Annotated in this window: 19 protein-coding genes; 6 read left to right on the forward strand and 13 right to left on the reverse strand. The window is 38.8% G+C overall.

The window, feature by feature from the left end:
• Window positions 1–200 precede the first annotated feature (200 nt).
• On the reverse strand, window positions 201–1,634 hold the full coding sequence (locus JWR87_RS15890; protein ID WP_297821905.1) for a Gfo/Idh/MocA family oxidoreductase: 1,434 nt from the start codon (window positions 1,632–1,634) through the stop codon (window positions 201–203).
• A 353-nt stretch (window positions 1,635–1,987) separates the two neighbouring features.
• On the opposite strand from JWR87_RS15890, the gene JWR87_RS15895 reads away from it, so the two are divergent.
• Window positions 1,988–2,416: a hypothetical protein gene (locus tag JWR87_RS15895; protein ID WP_297821909.1), complete on the forward strand. Its 429-nt coding sequence runs from the start codon at window positions 1,988–1,990 to the stop codon at window positions 2,414–2,416.
• 66 nt (window positions 2,417–2,482) lie between these two features.
• Here JWR87_RS15895 and JWR87_RS15900 read toward each other — a convergent pair whose 3' ends face one another.
• Complete coding sequence (locus JWR87_RS15900) at window positions 2,483–3,724, reverse strand: multidrug effflux MFS transporter (RefSeq protein WP_297821911.1); 1,242 nt, start codon at window positions 3,722–3,724, stop codon at window positions 2,483–2,485.
• Between the two features lie 600 nt (window positions 3,725–4,324).
• On the opposite strand from JWR87_RS15900, the gene JWR87_RS15905 reads away from it, so the two are divergent.
• Both JWR87_RS15905 and JWR87_RS15910 read left to right on the forward strand, forming a co-directional pair.
• Entirely contained in the window at window positions 4,325–5,362 is a 1,038-nt protein-coding gene (locus JWR87_RS15905; protein WP_297821913.1) for a histidine kinase, read from the forward strand.
• The gene (locus JWR87_RS15910) at window positions 5,362–6,081 is read left to right on the forward strand and encodes a LytTR family DNA-binding domain-containing protein (protein ID WP_297821915.1); all 720 of its coding nucleotides are present in this window, start codon (window positions 5,362–5,364) and stop codon (window positions 6,079–6,081) included. Before JWR87_RS15905 ends, JWR87_RS15910 begins: the two co-directional genes overlap by 1 nt.
• A gap of 77 nt (window positions 6,082–6,158) precedes the next feature.
• On the opposite strand, the gene JWR87_RS15915 is transcribed toward JWR87_RS15910, so the two are convergent.
• Together JWR87_RS15915 and manA are read right to left on the reverse strand one after the other, a co-directional pair.
• Window positions 6,159–6,749 (reverse strand): DUF6580 family putative transport protein, encoded by a 591-nt coding sequence (locus tag JWR87_RS15915; protein ID WP_297821917.1) that lies wholly within the window; start codon window positions 6,747–6,749, stop codon window positions 6,159–6,161.
• Between the two features lie 70 nt (window positions 6,750–6,819).
• Window positions 6,820–8,013, reverse strand: coding sequence for a mannose-6-phosphate isomerase, class I (gene manA / locus JWR87_RS15920; RefSeq protein ID WP_297821919.1), 1,194 nt, complete (start codon window positions 8,011–8,013; stop codon window positions 6,820–6,822).
• Between the two features lie 40 nt (window positions 8,014–8,053).
• Here manA and JWR87_RS15925 point away from each other — a divergent pair, with 40 nt between their 5' ends.
• Both JWR87_RS15925 and JWR87_RS15930 read left to right on the forward strand, forming a co-directional pair.
• On the forward strand, window positions 8,054–8,407 hold the full coding sequence (locus JWR87_RS15925) for a YraN family protein (RefSeq protein WP_297821921.1): 354 nt from the start codon (window positions 8,054–8,056) through the stop codon (window positions 8,405–8,407).
• Window positions 8,408–8,601: 194 nt separating this feature from the next.
• Entirely contained in the window at window positions 8,602–9,027 is a 426-nt protein-coding gene (locus tag JWR87_RS15930) for a hypothetical protein (protein WP_297821925.1), read from the forward strand.
• Between the two features lie 641 nt (window positions 9,028–9,668).
• On the opposite strand, the gene JWR87_RS15935 is transcribed toward JWR87_RS15930, so the two are convergent.
• Window positions 9,669–11,717, reverse strand: a complete 2,049-nt coding sequence (locus JWR87_RS15935; protein WP_297821927.1) for a hypothetical protein — start codon at window positions 11,715–11,717, stop codon at window positions 9,669–9,671.
• Window positions 11,718–11,819: 102 nt separating this feature from the next.
• Here JWR87_RS15935 and JWR87_RS15940 point away from each other — a divergent pair, with 102 nt between their 5' ends.
• Complete coding sequence (locus JWR87_RS15940; protein WP_297821929.1) at window positions 11,820–12,110, forward strand: ATP-dependent Clp protease adaptor ClpS; 291 nt, start codon at window positions 11,820–11,822, stop codon at window positions 12,108–12,110.
• 30 nt (window positions 12,111–12,140) lie between these two features.
• Here JWR87_RS15940 and JWR87_RS20295 read toward each other — a convergent pair whose 3' ends face one another.
• The 8 genes from JWR87_RS20295 to JWR87_RS15975 all read right to left on the reverse strand — a co-directional run bounded on the left by JWR87_RS20295 (window position 12,141) and on the right by JWR87_RS15975 (window position 19,102).
• The gene (locus tag JWR87_RS20295) at window positions 12,141–12,317 is read right to left on the reverse strand and encodes a DUF6728 family protein (RefSeq protein WP_366090819.1); all 177 of its coding nucleotides are present in this window, start codon (window positions 12,315–12,317) and stop codon (window positions 12,141–12,143) included.
• 308 nt (window positions 12,318–12,625) lie between these two features.
• Window positions 12,626–14,485: a M1 family metallopeptidase gene (locus JWR87_RS15945; RefSeq protein WP_297821932.1), complete on the reverse strand. Its 1,860-nt coding sequence runs from the start codon at window positions 14,483–14,485 to the stop codon at window positions 12,626–12,628.
• Window positions 14,486–14,523: 38 nt separating this feature from the next.
• Window positions 14,524–14,970: a PepSY-like domain-containing protein gene (locus JWR87_RS15950; RefSeq protein ID WP_297821934.1), complete on the reverse strand. Its 447-nt coding sequence runs from the start codon at window positions 14,968–14,970 to the stop codon at window positions 14,524–14,526.
• 26 nt (window positions 14,971–14,996) lie between these two features.
• The gene (gene rsmI, locus JWR87_RS15955; protein WP_297821936.1) at window positions 14,997–15,662 is read right to left on the reverse strand and encodes a 16S rRNA (cytidine(1402)-2'-O)-methyltransferase; all 666 of its coding nucleotides are present in this window, start codon (window positions 15,660–15,662) and stop codon (window positions 14,997–14,999) included.
• A 196-nt stretch (window positions 15,663–15,858) separates the two neighbouring features.
• Window positions 15,859–16,107, reverse strand: a complete 249-nt coding sequence (purS, locus tag JWR87_RS15960) for a phosphoribosylformylglycinamidine synthase subunit PurS (protein ID WP_297821939.1) — start codon at window positions 16,105–16,107, stop codon at window positions 15,859–15,861.
• Window positions 16,108–16,180: 73 nt separating this feature from the next.
• Window positions 16,181–17,011 (reverse strand): phosphatidylcholine/phosphatidylserine synthase, encoded by an 831-nt coding sequence (locus tag JWR87_RS15965; RefSeq protein WP_297821941.1) that lies wholly within the window; start codon window positions 17,009–17,011, stop codon window positions 16,181–16,183.
• 63 nt (window positions 17,012–17,074) lie between these two features.
• Window positions 17,075–18,379, reverse strand: a complete 1,305-nt coding sequence (locus JWR87_RS15970) for an aminopeptidase P N-terminal domain-containing protein (RefSeq protein WP_297821943.1) — start codon at window positions 18,377–18,379, stop codon at window positions 17,075–17,077.
• A gap of 93 nt (window positions 18,380–18,472) precedes the next feature.
• Window positions 18,473–19,102 (reverse strand): outer membrane lipoprotein carrier protein LolA, encoded by a 630-nt coding sequence (locus tag JWR87_RS15975; protein ID WP_297821945.1) that lies wholly within the window; start codon window positions 19,100–19,102, stop codon window positions 18,473–18,475.
• Between the last annotated feature and the right edge of the window lie 96 nt (window positions 19,103–19,198).

A 19,198-nucleotide genomic window follows, 5' to 3' on the forward strand; every position in this document is an offset into this window, starting at 1 on the left:
TTTAAAAAAGTACAATAAAAATTTACCGTACAAGGGTGTGACACAACCGGATTTAAAAAAAGAGATACTGTGGATACCATAAAATGTCTTCACTGCCCTAACCGCTATAACCGAAAATAAGCTAATGAATTATAGTCACCTTGAATCAAGAAAGGCTGCCTAACCTGGCAGCCTTTCTTATTATATTTAAGCGGCAACAATTAAGCTTTCAAAGCATATCCGTCGCGATATTCTCTTTTTACAAATTGATTTGCTTCATCAAAATTTGTCACTTTCATGTTTACAGCATCCCATAATAATTTCTTCCTTCCGATAAACTTTTTACCTGTTGAGTCTTTTAGGTTCCAGCTTTGTAAGGCAAGGTTTGCAAAAAGAACCGTCTCGGTAAGCGGACCTGCATAATCGAAATTAGAGCTTGTTTTACCTTTTCCGAACCCAGCTATTGCGGCATTAACCCATTGTGCATAGTGCCCTTCAATACCCCCGGTAACCCTTTCGACTGTTTGTTTTACATTCGCCACATCTTTGGTCTTTGAGGTAGGTAATAACGTCGCGTTTTCGCCATAACAACCGCACATCATTTTTCCTTTTGTTCCTTCTATAATAGCACCTCCATCAGCATTACCCATTGGTTCGTCGGCACCTAACTCTTCAGGTCTTTCCGGCCTGATGTTTCCATCCATCCAGGTAAGCTTTACATCAGGTTTACCTTTTTTCATCGGAAACTTCATCTTTATAGAAGATGCAGGCGGGGCACTTTCAGGGTGATAAGCCGGCGTCCACATTTTCTCATAAATATCAGCTACGCTACATTCTACTTCTGACGGATAACCAAGACCAACTACCTTAAACGCAGGGTCAATGATATGACAACCCATGTCGCCCAATGCGCCGGTTCCGAAATCCCAGTATCCACGCCAGTTAAACGGTACGTATGCTGTATGATATTCATGAAACTTCGTTGGGCCTAACCACAATTCCCAGTCAAGCTCCTTTGGTATTTCATCTTTCGTTGTCGGATAGCCATTACCCTGTGGCCATACAGGACGGTTTGTCCAGCAACGAATGGTATGTGCATCTCCAATAAGTCCAGCATTGTACCAGTCCTGCATCTGCCGTACGCCATCTCCTGACGATCCCTGGTTTCCCATTTGTGTTACCACTTTGTAACGACGCGCTGCCTCGGTCAATACCCTTGCTTCATAAATATCGTGCGTCATTGGCTTTTGCACGTACACGTGCTTACCCATTTGCATAGCCATTAAAGCAGGTACCGCATGTCCATGATCAGGGATAGAAACAGAAACAGCATCTATGTTTTTTCTTTCCTTATCCAACATTTCCCTGTAGTCTTTGTAATAGGTTGCCTTAGGAAAAGCAGTTCTTGTTTTAGCAGACTGGCGGTCGTCAACATCGCAAAGTGAAACGATGTTTGCATTGCCCGATTTAAAGAAGGCAGCAATGTCGCTTTGCCCTTTACCACCAGCCCCTATTGCCGCAATATTTAGTTTATCGCTTGGAGCAACAAATCCCCTTCCCAGAACGTGGCGTGGTACAATAAAAAAACCAGCAGCGGCAACTGAGCCAGTTTTTATAAAATTTCTTCTTGAATTGCCTTGTAAGTTTTTTTCCATATAACAATGTTTATAAAGACGCCCGTGAAAATTTTTGTGTAATTAAGTTCATTTTAATGACTTTTTAAATCTTTTAGATAGTGAGTTATATAAAATCGGCTAAAATTAAATTTTAATTATAAAAAATACATTGCCGCGGCGCCAAAACTTATTTTAACATCGGACTGTAACAAGCAAAAAATTTATAAAGCAGAACGATTAATCTTATCAAATACACGATTTCTAATTAGCAGGCTATCTATGTAGTTATACAATTAGTCATGAAATAATTGAAGGGTGGCACACTTTTACTAATTGAAAAATAAAGCATATTTCTTTTAACCGGTAACCGTCGGCAATTTAAAATAACTACTATGAGACCTTTACGATTTTTACTTCCTGCAATTTTTGGCTTAATAGTTTTATCTATTTTCTGGGGATGTACCAGTCAAAGTTATAATTCAAAGCCGGGTACAGATGCCTCTTCGTATCCTAGAATTATTGAGCGTGCGCAAAAGAATAAACGGTATTTCATCATGCAGTCCGGCATCAACATATACCATGTTAATTCAGTTGATTTAGACAAGGCCAAAAAACAGTTGACAGTAACACTTGACAAAGTAGATTCTCTCCGACTTGTCTATTTTAAAAACCCTGCTTTAAGAACTTCCGGGCAAAGCACAGCAAACGCGGCTACAAATCACGAAATACATATGTACATGAAAGACTCTACAAGTTACACCCTCGATGAACCTCATACCCTACCTGTTAATAACGTAGCCCGGGTAGAGTTAGTAAACTAGGCATCTAACTGTTGCTATAGATCGGCGCAAATGCATAGCTGGACGCCAGGTAGACGAAATGAAACTTTAGTACTTCTCTATTAGTTCTAAGCATTGTTCCTGTACATCTTCGTTTCTTGCTTTGTATTCTATTGTTCGTCGGCCTATAAGTAAAATGGCTAACCCAAGTAAGCTACACCCCGCCATTATAGCTGCCATTGGCACGGCTGTATCATTAAAAAATAGTCCTACCAGGGCCGAGGCAACAGCGCCACATCCCATCTGCAATGCTCCCATTAGGGCAGAAGCACTTCCGGCACCTTTCGAAAAAGGCGACATGGCCAGTGCGGCAGAATTGGGGAAAGTAAAACCCTGGCAGCTGAGAAATAAGAACATCAGGAAAGTACTGCTGTAAACGTTTACAATATCCCATGCCGTTCCTGCTACCAGGGTGATACCAATAGCAGACTGGGTAAACAGTACAACTCTGATTATCTGAGCACTATTATACTTTTTTAAAATAAGGTTATTGATCTGGCTGCTTGCGATTAGTCCGGCTGCTATTAGCGAAAAAATAAGGCCGTATTGCTTTTCATTTACACCATACAATTGCATAAAAACAAAAGGTGATCCGGCAAGGTAGGCGAACAAACCGGCCGATGCTGTTGCACCGGCAAATGCATAAGTGAAAAATTGAGGTTGTTTTAGTACGTGGGCAAAGCCCGTAAGAATAGGCCTTGGCCGAAGGGAAAATGAAGGATCGGCCTTTTTACTTTCAGGCAGCCAGAAAATTACAGCCAGCAAAATGAATGCAGTTACCACGGCAAGTACAATAAATACAACCGGCCAGCCGAACCCTGCAATAACATAGCTTCCAACTGTTGGCGCTAGTATCGGCGATACGCCCAGTATTAGTATCAGCATCGAGAATATTTTTGCGTTTTCTTCCACAGGAAACACATCTCTAACAATAGCGTTTGGCGCTACCATTCCTACGCACCCGCCAAGTGCCTGAAGAAAGCGAAACGCAATTAATGCTTCTACCGACTTTGATAAAGAACATGCTATTGATGCAACGATGTATAAAACAAGTCCTATAATTAATGGTTTTTTTCTGCCAAACCTATCCAACAGCGGCCCACACAATAACTGCCCTACACAAATGCCAATAAAAAAGCTTGATAACGAATAAGCAACGTAATCGACTGACGTATGCAGATTTGCAGCAATTGCCGGAAAACCAGGAAGGTACATATCAATGGAAAAAGGCCCAATGGCACAAAGCAACCCAAGTATTAGTATAAGTAACGACCGATTTCTTTTATCCATAGGTGCAAAGAAAAGTTATTGCAAAGAAGTAATAAAATGGTTTTGTTGTTTCATTATTTTAACTTCAAACCCAGCTTAAGAGGCAGTCGTATGAACCTATCAACTAATTACTTCTTTTAAAGAAGGCAATTCATAACGATGCCTTCAATACTGTTTCCTTTTAATCGCCATCATTCTTAAATTCCAGTTCTTTTTCCAATTAGCCGCATTGTTTTTCCGGTTTGCAGCATTCACCGAAAAACAGGGGTAACATTAAATTATTTTTATTTTCCCGAAGAGATATAGTAATACAGTGCACCTAATATTAACCTGCCAGAATAATCGGGTGGCAAGTAAAGGAATAGAAAATGATGAGACCGGCAATAGTAATCTATTAAGCTTTTCTTGCGTCGCACCCTTGTACTGTTATTCCATTATGCTACAATGGTGAATAAAGCCTTTAAAGTTTATTAAAACATATAACTTGAAAGTGGAACGTAGATGATTTACAGTTTCATTTTGGGGTTTCATCTTGTCCAGACTAGCTATACGCCAAAGAGTGCGACGCAACAGAAGATACATTAGGATATGAAGCGGGGTACATTACACAACCGGATATAAATGAAAACGATCAAAATAAATAAAAAGTGGCTTACTCCTGTATTGCATGTTGCAGCATGGATAATTGTGTTTTCATTGCCTTACCTGCTACGATCTCCTTATGATCCCCAGCGATCTAAAAATCCTGACCAGGAAGGTTTTTTCTATCTTTCGTTAATCACTGACTTTTTTTGGATAGGCCTGTTTTACCTAAATGCCTTTCTATTAGTACAGCGCTTTATTTATAAGAATAAATACCTTGAATACGTCATTGTGCTAATTGCAGTTTTTTGTCTGATAATGTTATGTCATGGCTACGTGTTTTCTCACCTGATTAAATTCAGGCCATTCAATTTTAAAACATCTGCCAGCTTCAACTTAACTACTTTTTTACTAACTGTTGCTGCCAGCATAACCTATAAGCTCATGTCAGACAAATCCAAAGCCGACAGGCTCTTCCAGGAAAAACAGGAAGAGAACTTGAAGACGGAGTTGTCTTTTTTGCGTTCGCAAATAAGCCCACACTTTGTCTTTAATGTTTTAAATAACATGGTGGCGCTGGCAAGATTGAAGAGTGATCAGCTGGAGCCAACGATTATGAAGCTGTCGAATTTAATGCAATATATGCTGTACGAAACCGATGAAGAGAAGGTGTTACTTGCAACGGAAATAGAATACTTGCGCAGTTATATCGATCTTCAGAAACAGCGCTTTGGGTCAAAAGTGAAACTAAACGTATCGCTTGAAGCAAAAGAAGACTGGTTATCAATCGAACCAATGATGCTGATACCCTTTGTTGAAAATGCTTTTAAACATGGCGTTGGAATGATTGAAAACCCGGAAATAAATATCAGCCTTTGCACAAAACAAAAGCAGCTCTCCTTTGAGGTTAGTAATAAATATAACAACCAGACAGAAGAGATAAAAGATAAGACTTCAGGTATCGGCTTGCCAAACGTAACCCGTCGTTTAAATTTACTTTACGGCAACCAGCATGAGCTATTAATAACGCGACAGGATGGATGGTTCTCTGTTTCACTAAAACTAAACTTACACTAATGCTTAACTGTATAGCTGTAGACGACGAACCCTTAGCGCTTGCTTTGCTTGAAGACAACATTACCAAAGTGCCCAACTTACACCTTATGGCTACATGTAGGGATGCTTTTGAGGCTACAAAGGTTTTACAGGAAAATAATATTGACCTGGTATTTATTGATATACAAATGCCCGGTTTAACCGGTTTGCAGTTTATTAAAACGCTGGCAAAAAAACCAATGGTAATTTTAATAACGGCATATAAGCAGTATGCGTTAGATAGCTATGATCTTGATGTGGTCGACTACCTTGTAAAGCCAGTAGCAATTGATCGATTTATGAAAGCCTGCAATAAAGCAGCAGAACTGCACCAGTTAAAAGCACAGAATAAAGAAAGCAGTACGGCAAACACTTCAGATCATTTTTTCCTGAGTGTCGATTATAGTCTTCTAAAAGTCTTCTTCAACGACATTTTATATATAGAGAGCCTTCGTGACTATGTAAAAGTGCATCTTAAAAGTACGAACAAGCCCATTGTAGCACGGATGACGCTAAGATTTCTGGAAGAACAATTGCCGCAATCGAAATTTATTAGAATACACAAATCTTACCTGCTCAGCATTGACAGCATATCCGCAATTAGAAAGAACAGTGTATTTATTAAAGACATTGAATTGCCTGTAGGGGAAACTTACCGGGATGTTATTACTAAGCTTACCGGCAAAAATTTACATGATTAAACAGCTACCAATTTGAACAGGGAGCAAAAAAAATTCCGCCTAACAACGGAACTTTTTCTATATCCATTTCAAAAAATTCAGGCTATAGCTTTTTGCATTGTTGTCTTTCTTTCCATTATTGTATAAGCACCAAATAAAAGAGCTGAATAAAAGGCATTCCCCATAACTGAATTAAGAATGAAATTACCAAAGAATTCATTTTTATAAAATGGGATAGCTGCAGCATAACAGGCACCTAAACCAGCCAGGGACGTAGGATAAAAATTGCTGGCTGCCCACACTCCAAGGTTTGAAAGAACAAAGAATATTGCACCGCTCCAAACTGCAGCTAAGGCTATAGTTGCTACAGACCTTTTCTGCATAAAAGTTGCTAATGCCGTGATGACAATGAAAGCTGCATACACAAAATACTGCGTTGTACCATAAAAACCTTTGGTCTCGGTAAACAGTTGAAGACAAATATCTGATAATAACAAAGCCCCTATTGGAAGCAGAAATCCGAGCCTTTTGTCTTTGACAACTGACCCTCCAAAAATTGCCATTGCACCAACAGCAGTAAAGTTTGGGGCATGTGGGAAGAGCCTGGTGAAAGCGGCTGCAATAATTAATAAACCGGCCGAAAGAATTAATGTAGTGTTTTGTTTGTTCATTTGAATTTTCTTATCCATTGCAAAAATTACCTAAAAGTTTAATCTTTTTACTAAAGCAGTACAATTAACAGAAGTTTGAAAAAAATCATTAAGCGCGATTAAGAGGTACAAACGCTTTATACAAGAGGGCGTTTTCGATGCCGCGTATAGTATATTGATGGTTGGCAAGCACTACAAACGACTCCCCTCTTTTGCAGGTGATATTATCGCAGCGCGCCTCACCTTGCATAACAAGAAAAATCTCTGCCGACTTGCTTTTAGAAACATATTCGCGGCCGTTTTCAAGCTTTATAGCACTTATGCCAAAATCTTCTACCGGCAAGGGATAAGCAATATCTCCTGTTGTTGATACTTCCCCCCTTAAAATGTTTGGCTCAATACCTTCAAATACAATGTGCTTTAAAAGTTCAGGAACGTCCACATGCTTAGGTGTTAATCCGCCTCGCAGTACATTGTCACTGTTAGCCATGAGTTCTACATTCTGTCCTTCAAGATAGGCATGCGGCACCCCTGCTCCCTGAAAAACAGCTTCGCCTTCTTTTACCTGTACAATGTTGAAAAAATAGATGGAGAATATTCCTTTATCAATATTGGCGGTGGGTAAAACACCATTATATAACTTAGAAACCCAATAGCCCGGTTCGTTTTTGGTATGTGGAGTAGTAATCTCTCGCTCAACCACAGACATCAGCAAATTATCACATTCTTCCTGGGGCATTTCCATCACCATCTTGTAAAGGCCATAATACCCTGCATCGGCAAACACTTTGCCTAAAAAATTAAATTCCGGAACGGTATCTAAAACCTCCTGCAAGGCCTGTTCTTTCTTAAAACCGTGCAACAACCAAAAATCGCCCAATGCTACCATCACCTCAGGCTTGTGGTTTTTGTCCTTATAGTTTCGGTGAGGCGCATCAATGGGTATTCCTTCAAATTCCTCCCTCTCGAAACCTTTTACTGCTTCTTCTTTCGTAGGATGCACTTGTATAGAAAGCATTTCCCGTACATCAAGTACTTTCAATAAATAAGGAAATTCGCCAAAGGTGTCATACACCTTTTCTCCCAGATGTTTGACCGGCTCCTGCTGTATAAGTCCGTACCACGACTGGAAACCATCTTCTGTTTCAAGCTTTCCAGAAGCACTGGGATGAGCACCTAACCAATACTCTGCACAGGGTACATGTTCTAAATTCTCAAATCTTAATAGCTCCGGTATGAATTCATATCCACCCCAGGCATAATGCTGAACTTTCCCTTGAAGCTTGAATATTTTATGTTTCACTTAATTGTCTTAATTTACTAAAGCCGAAAATAATAACAATATGGCAGAGCACAATGAAACCGGTTTTACAGGTGAGAAATTAGCGCTTGACTGGCTTACAAAACGTGGCTATAAAATGAAGGAGCTAAACTGGAGATGCCGACATTTGGAGGTGGATATTATTGCTGAAAAAGGTGACACACTTCACTTCATAGAAGTTAAAACACGACGAAGCACGAAGTTTGGTAACCCTGAAGAAAGCATTAACAAACAAAAAATGAAGAACCTTAAAGATGCCGCCGAACAATACCAACAAAAAAACCCGGGGTGGAAGTGGATACAGTTTGATGTGCTTGCTATTCTATTTAAACCGGACACAATCGACTATTGGTTTAACCAGGATGTCTATTTGTAAAAAATGCTACGTGTGCAACTCCGAGGGCTAGCTCATACAATTGAAGTTCTTAAAAAACGAGATAAACAGGGTTTGAAACAGTACTGTAGACTTTTTAATGGTTACCATCCACCGTTCATTTTATCCATCAAAAAAATGTACGAAAAAATTATCATATTAAAAATATCGCTATTTTCAACCTTCAAATATCGCATATGAAAAAGATTTTCCCTTTTATAGCTGCCGGTATGTTTTATACTTTCTGCAGCCATGCACAAACGAAAGTATCGCTTGAAGACGCTGCTAACAACATCGGTAAAATTGTTACCATCTGCGATAAAGTATCAGGGGCGAAATTCCCTGAGCATTCAAAAACACAACCTACTTTGCTAAATTTTGGTGGTGTGGCGCCGCACCATAAATTAACGGTTGTGATAAACGCCGAAGACCGTAAAAATTTTACTACGAAACCTGAGGACATATATACGGGAAAGCAAGTTTGTGTTACAGGTAAACTGATAGATTTTAAAGGTAAACCTGAAATTATTGTTACAAAGCCTGATGAAATCTTAACACTTGATGGCGGTAGTGGCGATGCTGAAATAAGGACAAAGGATTTTCTTTGGTTCGAGCAGGAATAGCTCCCATTAAGTCAAATAATAACTTTTATAAATTTATGCCGGACTATCTACCACTGGTTAGTCTGGCTTTTTTATTTTCATAAGCTTTATAACTGTCGCGTGTTGAAAATAAGTATTGGCGACCAAATTGAAATGTTGTGACTATTTATTGATAACGGGGACAAGTTTAGGGTAGTTTTTTACAATCGTGAGAGGAATTAAAGAGGAATGGTAATATTCCTGTATAAAGTCTGCGGCCACCAATTAGAGTAATACCAAATTTGGAAAGGAGAGTTACGTTAACAGAAAAAGCACCGGCAAGGTGCTTTTAAAGAAAATGAAAAGGTGCGTTTTTAAATTTTTCTGGCTTCCTTCCTTATTGCATAATAATTAGAGATACTTACATAAAGAATCATAATAACAGAAGAAAACGTAAGAATTAAACTGATAATTTGGATAACTTTCATAAAACTTTAATATTCGTTAGAAGAATTGGGGTATTATAAAAATACTGATTATCAATCTACTTAAAAAAAGTTTTTTTAAGCTAATGTTAGTAATTATAAACATTATGTGTAATTCTTTTCGCGCTGCGATTTTTGGTTTAGCGAATTGCGCAGATTCCCCGAATAAAAGCTTAAGCCGCTCTCAGAGCATTGCATTTATTTTGATCTAAACTTCCTTTTTACTTCATCTACTTCGCGGGGATACCTGGGGGGGAAGACGAAATCGGTAGGAAACTTTATAAAAAACTTGCCCATTATCGATAACATTTCAGGATAATCTTTAAGACGCACACCCCGGCTTTTTATTGCCACGAGAAAAGCGAGAGAAAAGCTAACAAGGAAGTTAATGAGACCTATAAGCAAGACACCGCCAAAAACTGTAAGCAGAAATGCTGTTGACTCCGCACTTCCATTAGTGTAATATGCTATTGCTGAATTACCGGCAGCTATGGTTATGTGCCTGATATCGAAAGGAATTCCGAAAATGTGTCCAAGAAAACCAGCCATACCAAGAAAAAAGCCCAAAGCAATGTTACCAACCAGGGATCCTAAATTATCGGTGACATAATTTGTAACCTTTTGAAGTTTTTTATGCGTCAAAGTATTTTTAAATACCGGATGGTTTTTTAGACGTTCATTTACTTTTCCATAATTAATCCCATTCTCTACGTACCCTGCTATCAAACCGCTTAAGAATAAAAAGAATCCTGTAAAACATGCATATAATAGCGAAAGGCTGAGGTATGGATGTTGTTCCTCAAGTAAATGATGTGCTGCCTTACTATCCAACAACGGATGACCGGTTATAGAATGATAAAAAGCCGCAAGCGAATAAGAGAGTGGAAAAACTATTACCAGGTTACCAAAAAATGAAGCAATCTGGCTCCTGGATGTCCTGGCGATGGTAATGGCAAGAGCGTACATGTCCGGCTTTCGGTATTCCTTAAAATAATCAAGAGAACCCGCTATGGCAGAAGCAGTGAAGGCAGGTTGTTTTGTAGCGAGTGTTGTGTTGGTTTCATGCATCACCTGGAAACCAAGAGCATAATTAACGCTGTAAGCAAACCCTTGCCAAAAGGGAGGAAGTCCAACTTTACCAATGAGATTTTTTATGATTGCAGTAAATGAAATAAAAAACCCTCCTCCCATAGCGGATTTAAGCATCAACCAATAATCTGACCGGGTTGCAGTAATGTATTTTTCACCTCTTGTACCTCCATGTTCTGTTATTTTGAAAGCAAGAAAAGCCAGGTTTGCACTTAAAAACGCCCGAATACTATTTTTCTTTTTTTCGTAAGAAATAATTTTAATAAAATAATCTAAAAATCTCTCTGTGTTAAAATTCTTATCGTTATCTAAAACATCTGTTATTAACAGCAACCGTTCAAGGTGCTGCTCAATTCTAAACAAGGTATAAGTTTGGGAAAGGCTTGTTCCATTCAGCCTTCTTTGTTCGCTTATCTCTTCAACAACTAATTTACACCTCTTAATAGCATCTACAATTTCAGAAACTGCACCAGTAACCTCGTGATCTTCCTGAAAGTTATTAGACACCTGTAAATAACGCTGCACCGCACTATCCAGTAATAAAAACGGATATTCATTAAAGTTTACCTGGTAAACGCTATTCAATACTTCTTTCTCCAAACCCAGGGTAACTGTGCGATGACTTAAGATCTGAAGAGCAATATTTAGCTGTTGCAGTATGACCTTGTCTTTTACGCTAATTTGAACGCCTAGCAGCTTAAAAAAGTTGATCCACAAGTCATGGGCAATTTTTTGCACCCAAATATGATCGTGATGCTTATAAAAAACGTGGTTGATAACATATAAGAGATCATTGGGCTTTAAAAGAGGCGGCAACAATTTATGCTTCAGCTTTGTTATAAACTCCTGCAAAAAACCCCTTGAGCCAACCATACCGCTCTCGGTGAGAGCTGGTATAAAATTGCTGTTTAAAAATTGGGATAGCAATGCTTTCCTTAAGGAAAATAACGCCGTTTTATCGGTTTGCAATTTATAAAACAATGCCTTGAATTTCAAATCTGCCTGCTGGTGGTTGTTATAAGGAACAGGGCGTATTTGCTTTACTAATTCTATTATATAATCAAGACCGTGGTGAATACTATTTATAGTGAAAACAGGAGCCTGAAATGGAACATTTTCAACTTGTGTACTTTTAGACCTTCTTGTAAATAATCCCATAATTGTGATTTAAGAGTAGGTTTTATTATAATAGGATAATTTTTAAAACCATGCCGAATTTGATAATTGTATTAAGAATAACTTCGCAAAAAAATAGAAGATATGGTGCCAGGAACAGAAACGCTGGAAGAAACCGGGGTAGATGTATTAACAGACTTTGAAAAGCTTTTTCAAATTATCGTTTGGAATGATGAGGTAAATACATTTGAATGGGTCATTGAAACATTAGTTGAAGTGTGCGGCCATACTGAAGAACAAGCAGAACAATGTGCAATGCTAATACATACGAAAGGAAAGTACGCAGTAAAGAATGGAAGTTATGATGATCTAAAACCCCTTTGTGATGCTATTACAGATAGGGGAATTGGTGCAACATTGGAAGTAATGGCCTAATCATATTTTTTAATTAATGCCGGTCGCCTGTTACCGAAACATTGGAAGGATCACTAACCTGATAATCATAATAATGATTGCAATTAAGAATATAAGTATAGACAGTCGGTTCATTCCATGCATATACTTCATCCACTGAGTGCGCGGTTCGTTAGGGTCCCTTTTCTTTATATATAAGTACTCCGCTATTTGCCGCCAAATTCCCATTTCTTATTTTTTTACAAAGTTACTGATTGGATTTTATAACAGAATTGAACTGCAATTGTTGAAAATTAGTTTGTTGTTGATGAACAGTTTAAACTAATAAAAGCTGAATAGAAAAAACCGAGTCGAACGGAGCGTCGCCACAGGTGTTTAATAAAAGAAATACCGCTCGTCTAATAATGGACTAGCATTTCATTTTGCAACGTTAAATAGAAACTTTGCTTGTTACACTTGCATTTTTTGTTAAGTGATAAAACTTCCCTGCCTATTTTTGACCATCATTAAGGTCAATAGCAAAGTATTTTAAGAAACTACCACGCTATTTTTAAAATATTGTTTCGCTTATTTATATCGGCCAGTCGCTCCGAAGGGTCTATTTCCACCTGGGTCAGATCAAGCAGCTTACGGCCTGTTTCAAAAACATAAGTGGGATGTGTCCACCTCCACTCTTCATGAACTGTTCTAGGTATAGCAGCATTTTCAACAGGTTTTTCGCCCAGCATTAAATTAAGGGGAGTATAGTGAAGTTCTTTGCTACCATCTTTGAACGTAAGTTGTACATCTACGGGCATCGGCATCTCTCCCACCCTTCTAATACGAATTTTGGTTTTACCACCGTCCTCCCACAGGCTGTCAATGGCATAGTCGATAGTCTTGGTGGTATTTACCCAATACTCCCTGTACCACTGCAATTGCATGCCACTGGCCTTTTCAGCAACCCTTATAAAATCATTTGGATTAGGATGCTTAAAACGCCACTGCCTGTAATAATCCTGCAGTATCTGATCCCGCACTTTGTCTCCCGTTATATAACCGAGCTGAGCCATAAAGACAGCACCCTTAGAATATGCATTTTGGCCATAAGCATAATTTGTACTGTAATGATCCGAATGAGTAGTCATAGGTTCTGCGAAGCCGCTTTTCACTAATTTGTAATAGCTGTCGTAACTCGCATCCTGCTCGAAAGTTTTCTTTTGTCTTAGTTGAGCCATTACCCTTTCTTCCGCATAAGTGGTGAAGCCCTCGTCCATCCAGGGGTGCGCGCTTTCATTACTCCCCATCATGCCCTGGTACCAGCTATGCATCCATTCGTGCACCGCGGTTCCAATGCCGGCATTCTTAATTAAAGTAGCCATAGGGTACTCCATTCCGCCGTCGCCGCCCTGGATAAATGAATAGTTCTTGTATGGATATGGACCGAAAGTTTTAGCCATTACAGGATATGCAAGTTCAACTGTGTCTGCGAGTTTCTGAAAAGGAGCTTTGAAGCTGTCTACATTTTTATAGACTATATACAACAAAGGACCATTTTTAACCTGTCGTTTAATCATTGCATAATTAGGGTCCGCAGCCCAAACAAAGTCGTGTACATTTTGAGCTACAAAGTTCCATGTTAGCGTGTTGCCTGAAGGTTTTACAACTTTCGCGGGGTCATCTTCATATCCAAAACCTATCTGGTTGGGATTTTGTAAAGTTCCCGAAGCGGCGATGAGGTAACTTTTATCAATGTTTATTTTTACATTATAATCACCCCAAACCCCGTAAAACTCCCTGGCAATATATTGGTTCGCATTCCAGCCCTGGTAATCGTACTCAACCATCTTGGGGTACCACTGTGCCATGCTAAACTTTACACCCTGCAAATTGTCTCTTCCACTTCGCCGGATTTGTATTGGCACCTGTGCTTCGAAACTTACCTCTAACGAAATTTTTGTCCGAGGTAAAATAGCACGATCAAGAATTACTTCTAAGATGGTTTCATGCTCTTTTAATTTTTGCTCCCTACCGTTTACTTTTACATAAGCTACCCTTTGGTAGCCTATTTCATCTGGCTTTGCATTTAAAATTCTGTCTTTTACCCGCGGATCCCAGTCGCGCACCTCTTTGCCATTCTTATCTACACCAATAATTGTATTACCCAATTCCCTGCTCCTGGCATCCATGCTACTGTTGGGTTGAAATGCATTCCAGTAGGTATGAAAAAAAACTTTGCTTAAAGTATCAGGTGAATTGTTGGTGTATTCAATTTTTTCAACTCCGTTAAATTTGTTAGTAGCAACGTTCATCTTTACATCGATGTTGTAATTAATCCGTTGTTGCCACCTATCTGGCTGAGTAAATCCGACATTGCAAATAGAAACCAATAAAACTGCTGTTATTAATCTTTTCATTTATCCCTTGCTTAAACCTGTCGTTTGCTTTATAAATTTTATAATACTATTCCGCTGTCACTAACTAACTGCCCTGTTTTAGAGAAAACCAGGTTCTTTTTGGTATACTCATTCTTTTTTACCGCAATTTTATATAGCACACCTTTTTCCTTTTCTTCAACTTGCGTTACACCTGTAACCGTTAAATCTGCATATTTACTTTTTTTGAAGCCGTCTTTTACTTCGGCCGGCAAACTATTATAGGTAAAGTCGGATTCTGTTTTAATCCACTCGCCCTTTGAAGTAAAAGACGCCTTCATGTCTTTTTCGCCGGATTTAAAATTAGCCTCAAAAGCGGTAAGCCTGTCCTTCCATTCAACACCTGATGCAGTCGCATACTTTGCTTTAAAAGCATCAGTTACTACCGCTGGTATCTTTCTGAATTGTGCATTTGCGGTTATTACTGTAAGAAAGAAAACAAAAGAAAAGATCCATTTTTGTAACATAAGTAATAATTGTATTTGATATTAAATTAAGACACCCCTTGAACTACGATCACTATCTCACCCTTCACGTTTTTTTCGCTGAAGTGCTGACAAACTTCATGCAAACTTCCGCGTTTATTTTCTTCAAACATTTTTGTTAACTCCCTGCTAACACTACACTGCCTTTCTGCCCCGAAATATTCTATAAACTCTGTCAACGTTTTTACCAACCGCATTGGGCTTTCATAAAACACCATTGTACGATCTTCTGCAGCCAGCTTTTTAAGTATTGTTTGCCGGCCTTTTTTTAATGGCAGAAAGCCTTCGAAAGTAAATCGTGTAATTGGCAAGCCGCTATTAACTAAAGCCGGAACAAATGCTGTAGCGCCGGGCAATGTTTCTACTTTGATATTATGCTTTGCACACTCCCTTACTAACAAAAAGGCGGGATCAGATATTCCGGGAGTACCTGCATCGGTTATTAATGCAAAGGTTTTTCCTGCCAATAACTGGTCTGCTATATGAGAAGCAATCTTATGTTCGTTGTGCTGGTGATAAGGAGAGATTGGTTTAGAAATATTATAGTGCTGTAAGAGTTTAGAAGATGTGCGCGTGTCTTCTGCAAGGATAACATCAACACTTTTTAGTACCTCTAAAGAACGAAGCGTTATATCTTTCAGATTGCCTAAGGGCGTTGGAACGATGTAAAGCATTTGGGTAACGTGCTAATATAGAAGTTTAGTAACTGAATAAAAAGATACGGGTAAGCTGAAAAAAGAATCAAAAAGTAAAAGTGAGTGACACAACAATTTTGAGAAATGATTTTATGCTGGTACCACAATTAATTACATCATGAGCACCGGCATAACTCATCTACAAGTTTGACTTTACTGAGTTCTTTCGAATTATTCAATTAATCATTTCAATCTCGTAAAACTCCATTACAGGATTGGCAAGTAGTTTTTTACTGGCTTCTTCGGCAACCTGTTTTGCAGCGTCTTCACTTTCAGCATCAATTTGTAAGGTAATATGTTTGCCAATTCTCACTTCTTCTACTCCCTTCAAACCAAGATTTAGCAAACCTCCCAGTACCGCTTTTCCCTGTGGATCGAGTAAGTCTTTAAGCGGCATCACTTTTATTTGGACATTATATATCATGAAAACTATTTTTGAATGTGCAAAGGTAAGGTGAATGAAGAAATGGCGAAAGTGAATAGTGAAATGTAAAAATTTACGAGGCGATGTCAGTACTTAAATGCCCGCCTGTTGTTGTCTTATCTCCTTTTGCATACTCGGGCATTGCAAGCGACAGGGCAACATAAGCAACAAAAACAACGGGTACAGCAAGCCAATGAAAAATAATTCCGGCAATGACAGCAACTGCTAACAAAATGAACTTAGGAAGATCATTTTTGAAACTCAACCCTTTAAACTTAAGAGCCATCATAGGAAGCGTACAGACCATTAAATAAGCTGTCACAGCAATGAGGGCGTACCAGAACCATGGACTAAGTAAGAGACGAACGGCCAGGGCACTGTCGGAATACCAATAAATTAAAGGGAAGGAAGCGATTAATAACCCGGCGGCAGGAATAGGAACCCCTTTAAATCCGTAGGATTGCTCCTTGTCGAGATTGAACCTTCCAAGACGGAATGCACCAGCACACGGAACAATAAAGGCAGGCAACAACCAAAAAGCCGAAACATCCATTCCATCTTGCTGCTGTGCGTAAGCCAGTCGGAGAAACTGGTATATAATCATTCCAGGAGCTACACCGAAGCTAACAACGTCGGCCAGGCTATCCAGCTGCTTTCCCATCTCGGAACTAAAGTTTAGCATTCTTGCCACCAGTCCGTCGAGAAAATCTATAATAGCTGCGATACCTATAAAGGCAGATGCCCAATAAATTTTTTCGGGTGCGTTTACCAAGGCGTAAGGATGTAGTAGTTGCGAGTCCTGATCGACGACCAGGTATAAAAAATTATTCTGCAAAATAAATACAATAGCCAGGCAGCCGAAGAACAGATTGAGCAGTGTAAATATGTTTGGTATTTGTTTCATGAAACCTCTCTCGCTTTTGGCCTAAATTTTATTGATGATTCTGATTATTGAAGGGGCAAGTTTTTACTTTGCTGTTGGCTTTACCTGCATCAGGTATTCTATCTCCTCCACCGTAATTGGAATATTTTTCATTAAATCTATATTTCCATTTTCTGTTATCCAAAGATTGTTTTCTATCCGAATGCCCATTTGTTCTTCTTCTATGTAGATGCCCGGTTCTACGGTGAACACCATACCTGCTTGTATTGGTTCAACTCTCGTACCTAAATCGTGTACGTCCACTCCCAGATGATGCGAAATACCGTGATACAAATATTTTCGATAAGCCCTGTTTTCTTTGTCTTCATTCTTTACGTCTTCCTGGTTCAACAAACCAATTTTGATAAATTGTTGTGTTGCTTCATCGCCCACTTTTTCTGTGTAGTCAACAATGGAAATACCTGGTTTCAATAATCCCCTGGCGTAATCGTGCAGATGCAAGCAAGCGTTATATACTTCTTTCTGCCTTGCGGTAAATTTACCATTAACAGGTACCGTACGGGTTAGGTCGGCATTATAACCACCATAATTAGCACCAAAATCCATCAGCACCAGTTCACCGTCTTTGCACTCCTGGTTATTAAAAACGTAATGTAAAGTTCTGGCTCTGTCTCCGCTGGCGATAATGCTGTTATAGGCAACTCCTCTGCAACGCTTTCTTAAAAACTCATGTACAATAGCCGCTTCAATTTCGTACTCCATTACGCCGGGGCGAATAAAGTCCAGCAATCTTCTAAAAGCACTTTCGGTAACACTGATTGCTTCTTTCATTACCTCTATCTCTTCGGCAGTTTTAACCGCACGAATACCTTTTAAAATTTTTGCCGACCGTTCGTATTTGTGTAGCGGATATCGCCGCATAAATTCGCTGGCATAACGATAGTCTCTTGTCTCCAAGAAATTGCCCTTGCGATCGTTTTCATTTGTATTTAAATACACGTATTCTGCAAGGTGTACCCATGTTTGCAACAGTGCATCTATTGCATTTAACCATACAATTTTTTTTATACCCGAAATATCTGTTGCTTCATTTGCCCTCAATCGTTTTCCGTCCCATTTTTCTTTCATTTCATCAGGACGTAATAAGACAAGCACTTCTCTATACTGTTCGTCAGGACTATCGGGGAAAAGTATCAGCATTGTCTCTTCCTGCTCTATTCCCGTCATCCAGTACAAATCGCTGTTTTGAACGTATGTATAAATGGCATCGCCGTTCAAAGGCACTTCATCATTACTATTAAAAATAGCAATGCTTCCGGGTTTCATTTCCTTTACAAATCTTTCTCTGTTGTTAATGAAAATTTTTGGATTTAAAGGAAGATGCTTCATGTTACTTACTTGAGATACTGCAAGATACAAGTTTGATGCATTAAAAAAACCGTCCTTTACAGCGACGGTTTAGTTTGTAATTTTTGATGAACTTTATTCAATTACCTCTATGTTTTTCTTGTATTTCTTTTTATCGAATACAAAAGTATTATCAGGAATATTTACTGCCGTATTAATATTGGTCAGGTTAAAGTCGATCGTATTATTGTTTTTGTCCTGAACGCGGGCCTTAGTAATCATCAGCTTTGACTTATCTACAAAAACGTTTAACTGTTTATAATTTTTACGCTTATCAACCGGAATTAATTGAATTTGGTTGTAATTGCCAGCCGAAGAAACAAGTTTGTAAGTAAAATCATTATCGTAGAAATTAGTAAGTAAGGCTTGCGGAGTAAGTGCATTGTCGGCCTCATCAACAGGCGTTACCGTAACTTCATTATTCCCATTATAGTTCCATGTTTTGTTACCATCGCTGAAAATCTCGGTAGCACCTTGTTTGATGTAGTACTTGTTTCCCTTAATGTAAATTTTACCTGCGGCATTGTTATTTACCCTGCCAGTACCGCCTTTTGAAACCAGATTAAAGTTTGCGTTAATACCTTTAAGAGTTTTCAATTTGGCACTTACGGCGTCTAGAACCTTCTTGGCCTTCGGGTCATTTTGAGCAGTCGCAGAACCTGCAATAAGACTTAAGGCAATTATTATATAATATATCTTCTTCATAGATTTTTATTTTAAAATGCAATATTATTAGTTTGAGACATAGGAGGTATTTAATTGTTTAAACCTCTTTTGTTAAAACGTGCTGAACGGGAGCAT

This window comes from Segetibacter sp., assembly GCF_025963695.1.
Classification (GTDB): Bacteria; Bacteroidota; Bacteroidia; order Chitinophagales; family Chitinophagaceae; genus Segetibacter.

Excerpts from the sequence above, each read along its gene's own strand:
- JWR87_RS15945 (WP_297821932.1), bottom strand. The coding sequence starts at position 14,485 with ATGAAAAGATTAATAACAGCAGTTTTATTGGTTTCTATTTGCAATGTC.
- JWR87_RS15905 (WP_297821913.1), top strand. The coding sequence starts at position 4,325 with ATGAAAACGATCAAAATAAATAAAAAGTGGCTTACTCCTGTATTGCAT.
- JWR87_RS15975 (WP_297821945.1), bottom strand. The coding sequence starts at position 19,102 with ATGAAGAAGATATATTATATAATAATTGCCTTAAGTCTTATTGCAGGT.
- JWR87_RS15970 (WP_297821943.1), bottom strand. The coding sequence starts at position 18,379 with ATGAAGCATCTTCCTTTAAATCCAAAAATTTTCATTAACAACAGAGAA.
- JWR87_RS15965 (WP_297821941.1), bottom strand. The coding sequence starts at position 17,011 with ATGAAACAAATACCAAACATATTTACACTGCTCAATCTGTTCTTCGGC.
- JWR87_RS15930 (WP_297821925.1), top strand. The coding sequence starts at position 8,602 with ATGAAAAAGATTTTCCCTTTTATAGCTGCCGGTATGTTTTATACTTTC.
- JWR87_RS15925 (WP_297821921.1), top strand. The coding sequence starts at position 8,054 with ATGGCAGAGCACAATGAAACCGGTTTTACAGGTGAGAAATTAGCGCTT.
- JWR87_RS15915 (WP_297821917.1), bottom strand. The coding sequence starts at position 6,749 with ATGGATAAGAAAATTCAAATGAACAAACAAAACACTACATTAATTCTT.
- rsmI (WP_297821936.1), bottom strand. The coding sequence starts at position 15,662 with ATGCTTTACATCGTTCCAACGCCCTTAGGCAATCTGAAAGATATAACG.
- JWR87_RS15940 (WP_297821929.1), top strand. The coding sequence starts at position 11,820 with ATGGTGCCAGGAACAGAAACGCTGGAAGAAACCGGGGTAGATGTATTA.
- JWR87_RS20295 (WP_366090819.1), bottom strand. The coding sequence starts at position 12,317 with ATGGGAATTTGGCGGCAAATAGCGGAGTACTTATATATAAAGAAAAGG.
- JWR87_RS15890 (WP_297821905.1), bottom strand. The coding sequence starts at position 1,634 with ATGGAAAAAAACTTACAAGGCAATTCAAGAAGAAATTTTATAAAAACT.
- JWR87_RS15910 (WP_297821915.1), top strand. The coding sequence starts at position 5,362 with ATGCTTAACTGTATAGCTGTAGACGACGAACCCTTAGCGCTTGCTTTG.
- JWR87_RS15900 (WP_297821911.1), bottom strand. The coding sequence starts at position 3,724 with ATGGATAAAAGAAATCGGTCGTTACTTATACTAATACTTGGGTTGCTT.
- JWR87_RS15935 (WP_297821927.1), bottom strand. The coding sequence starts at position 11,717 with ATGGGATTATTTACAAGAAGGTCTAAAAGTACACAAGTTGAAAATGTT.
- purS (WP_297821939.1), bottom strand. The coding sequence starts at position 16,107 with ATGATATATAATGTCCAAATAAAAGTGATGCCGCTTAAAGACTTACTC.
- JWR87_RS15895 (WP_297821909.1), top strand. The coding sequence starts at position 1,988 with ATGAGACCTTTACGATTTTTACTTCCTGCAATTTTTGGCTTAATAGTT.
- JWR87_RS15950 (WP_297821934.1), bottom strand. The coding sequence starts at position 14,970 with ATGTTACAAAAATGGATCTTTTCTTTTGTTTTCTTTCTTACAGTAATA.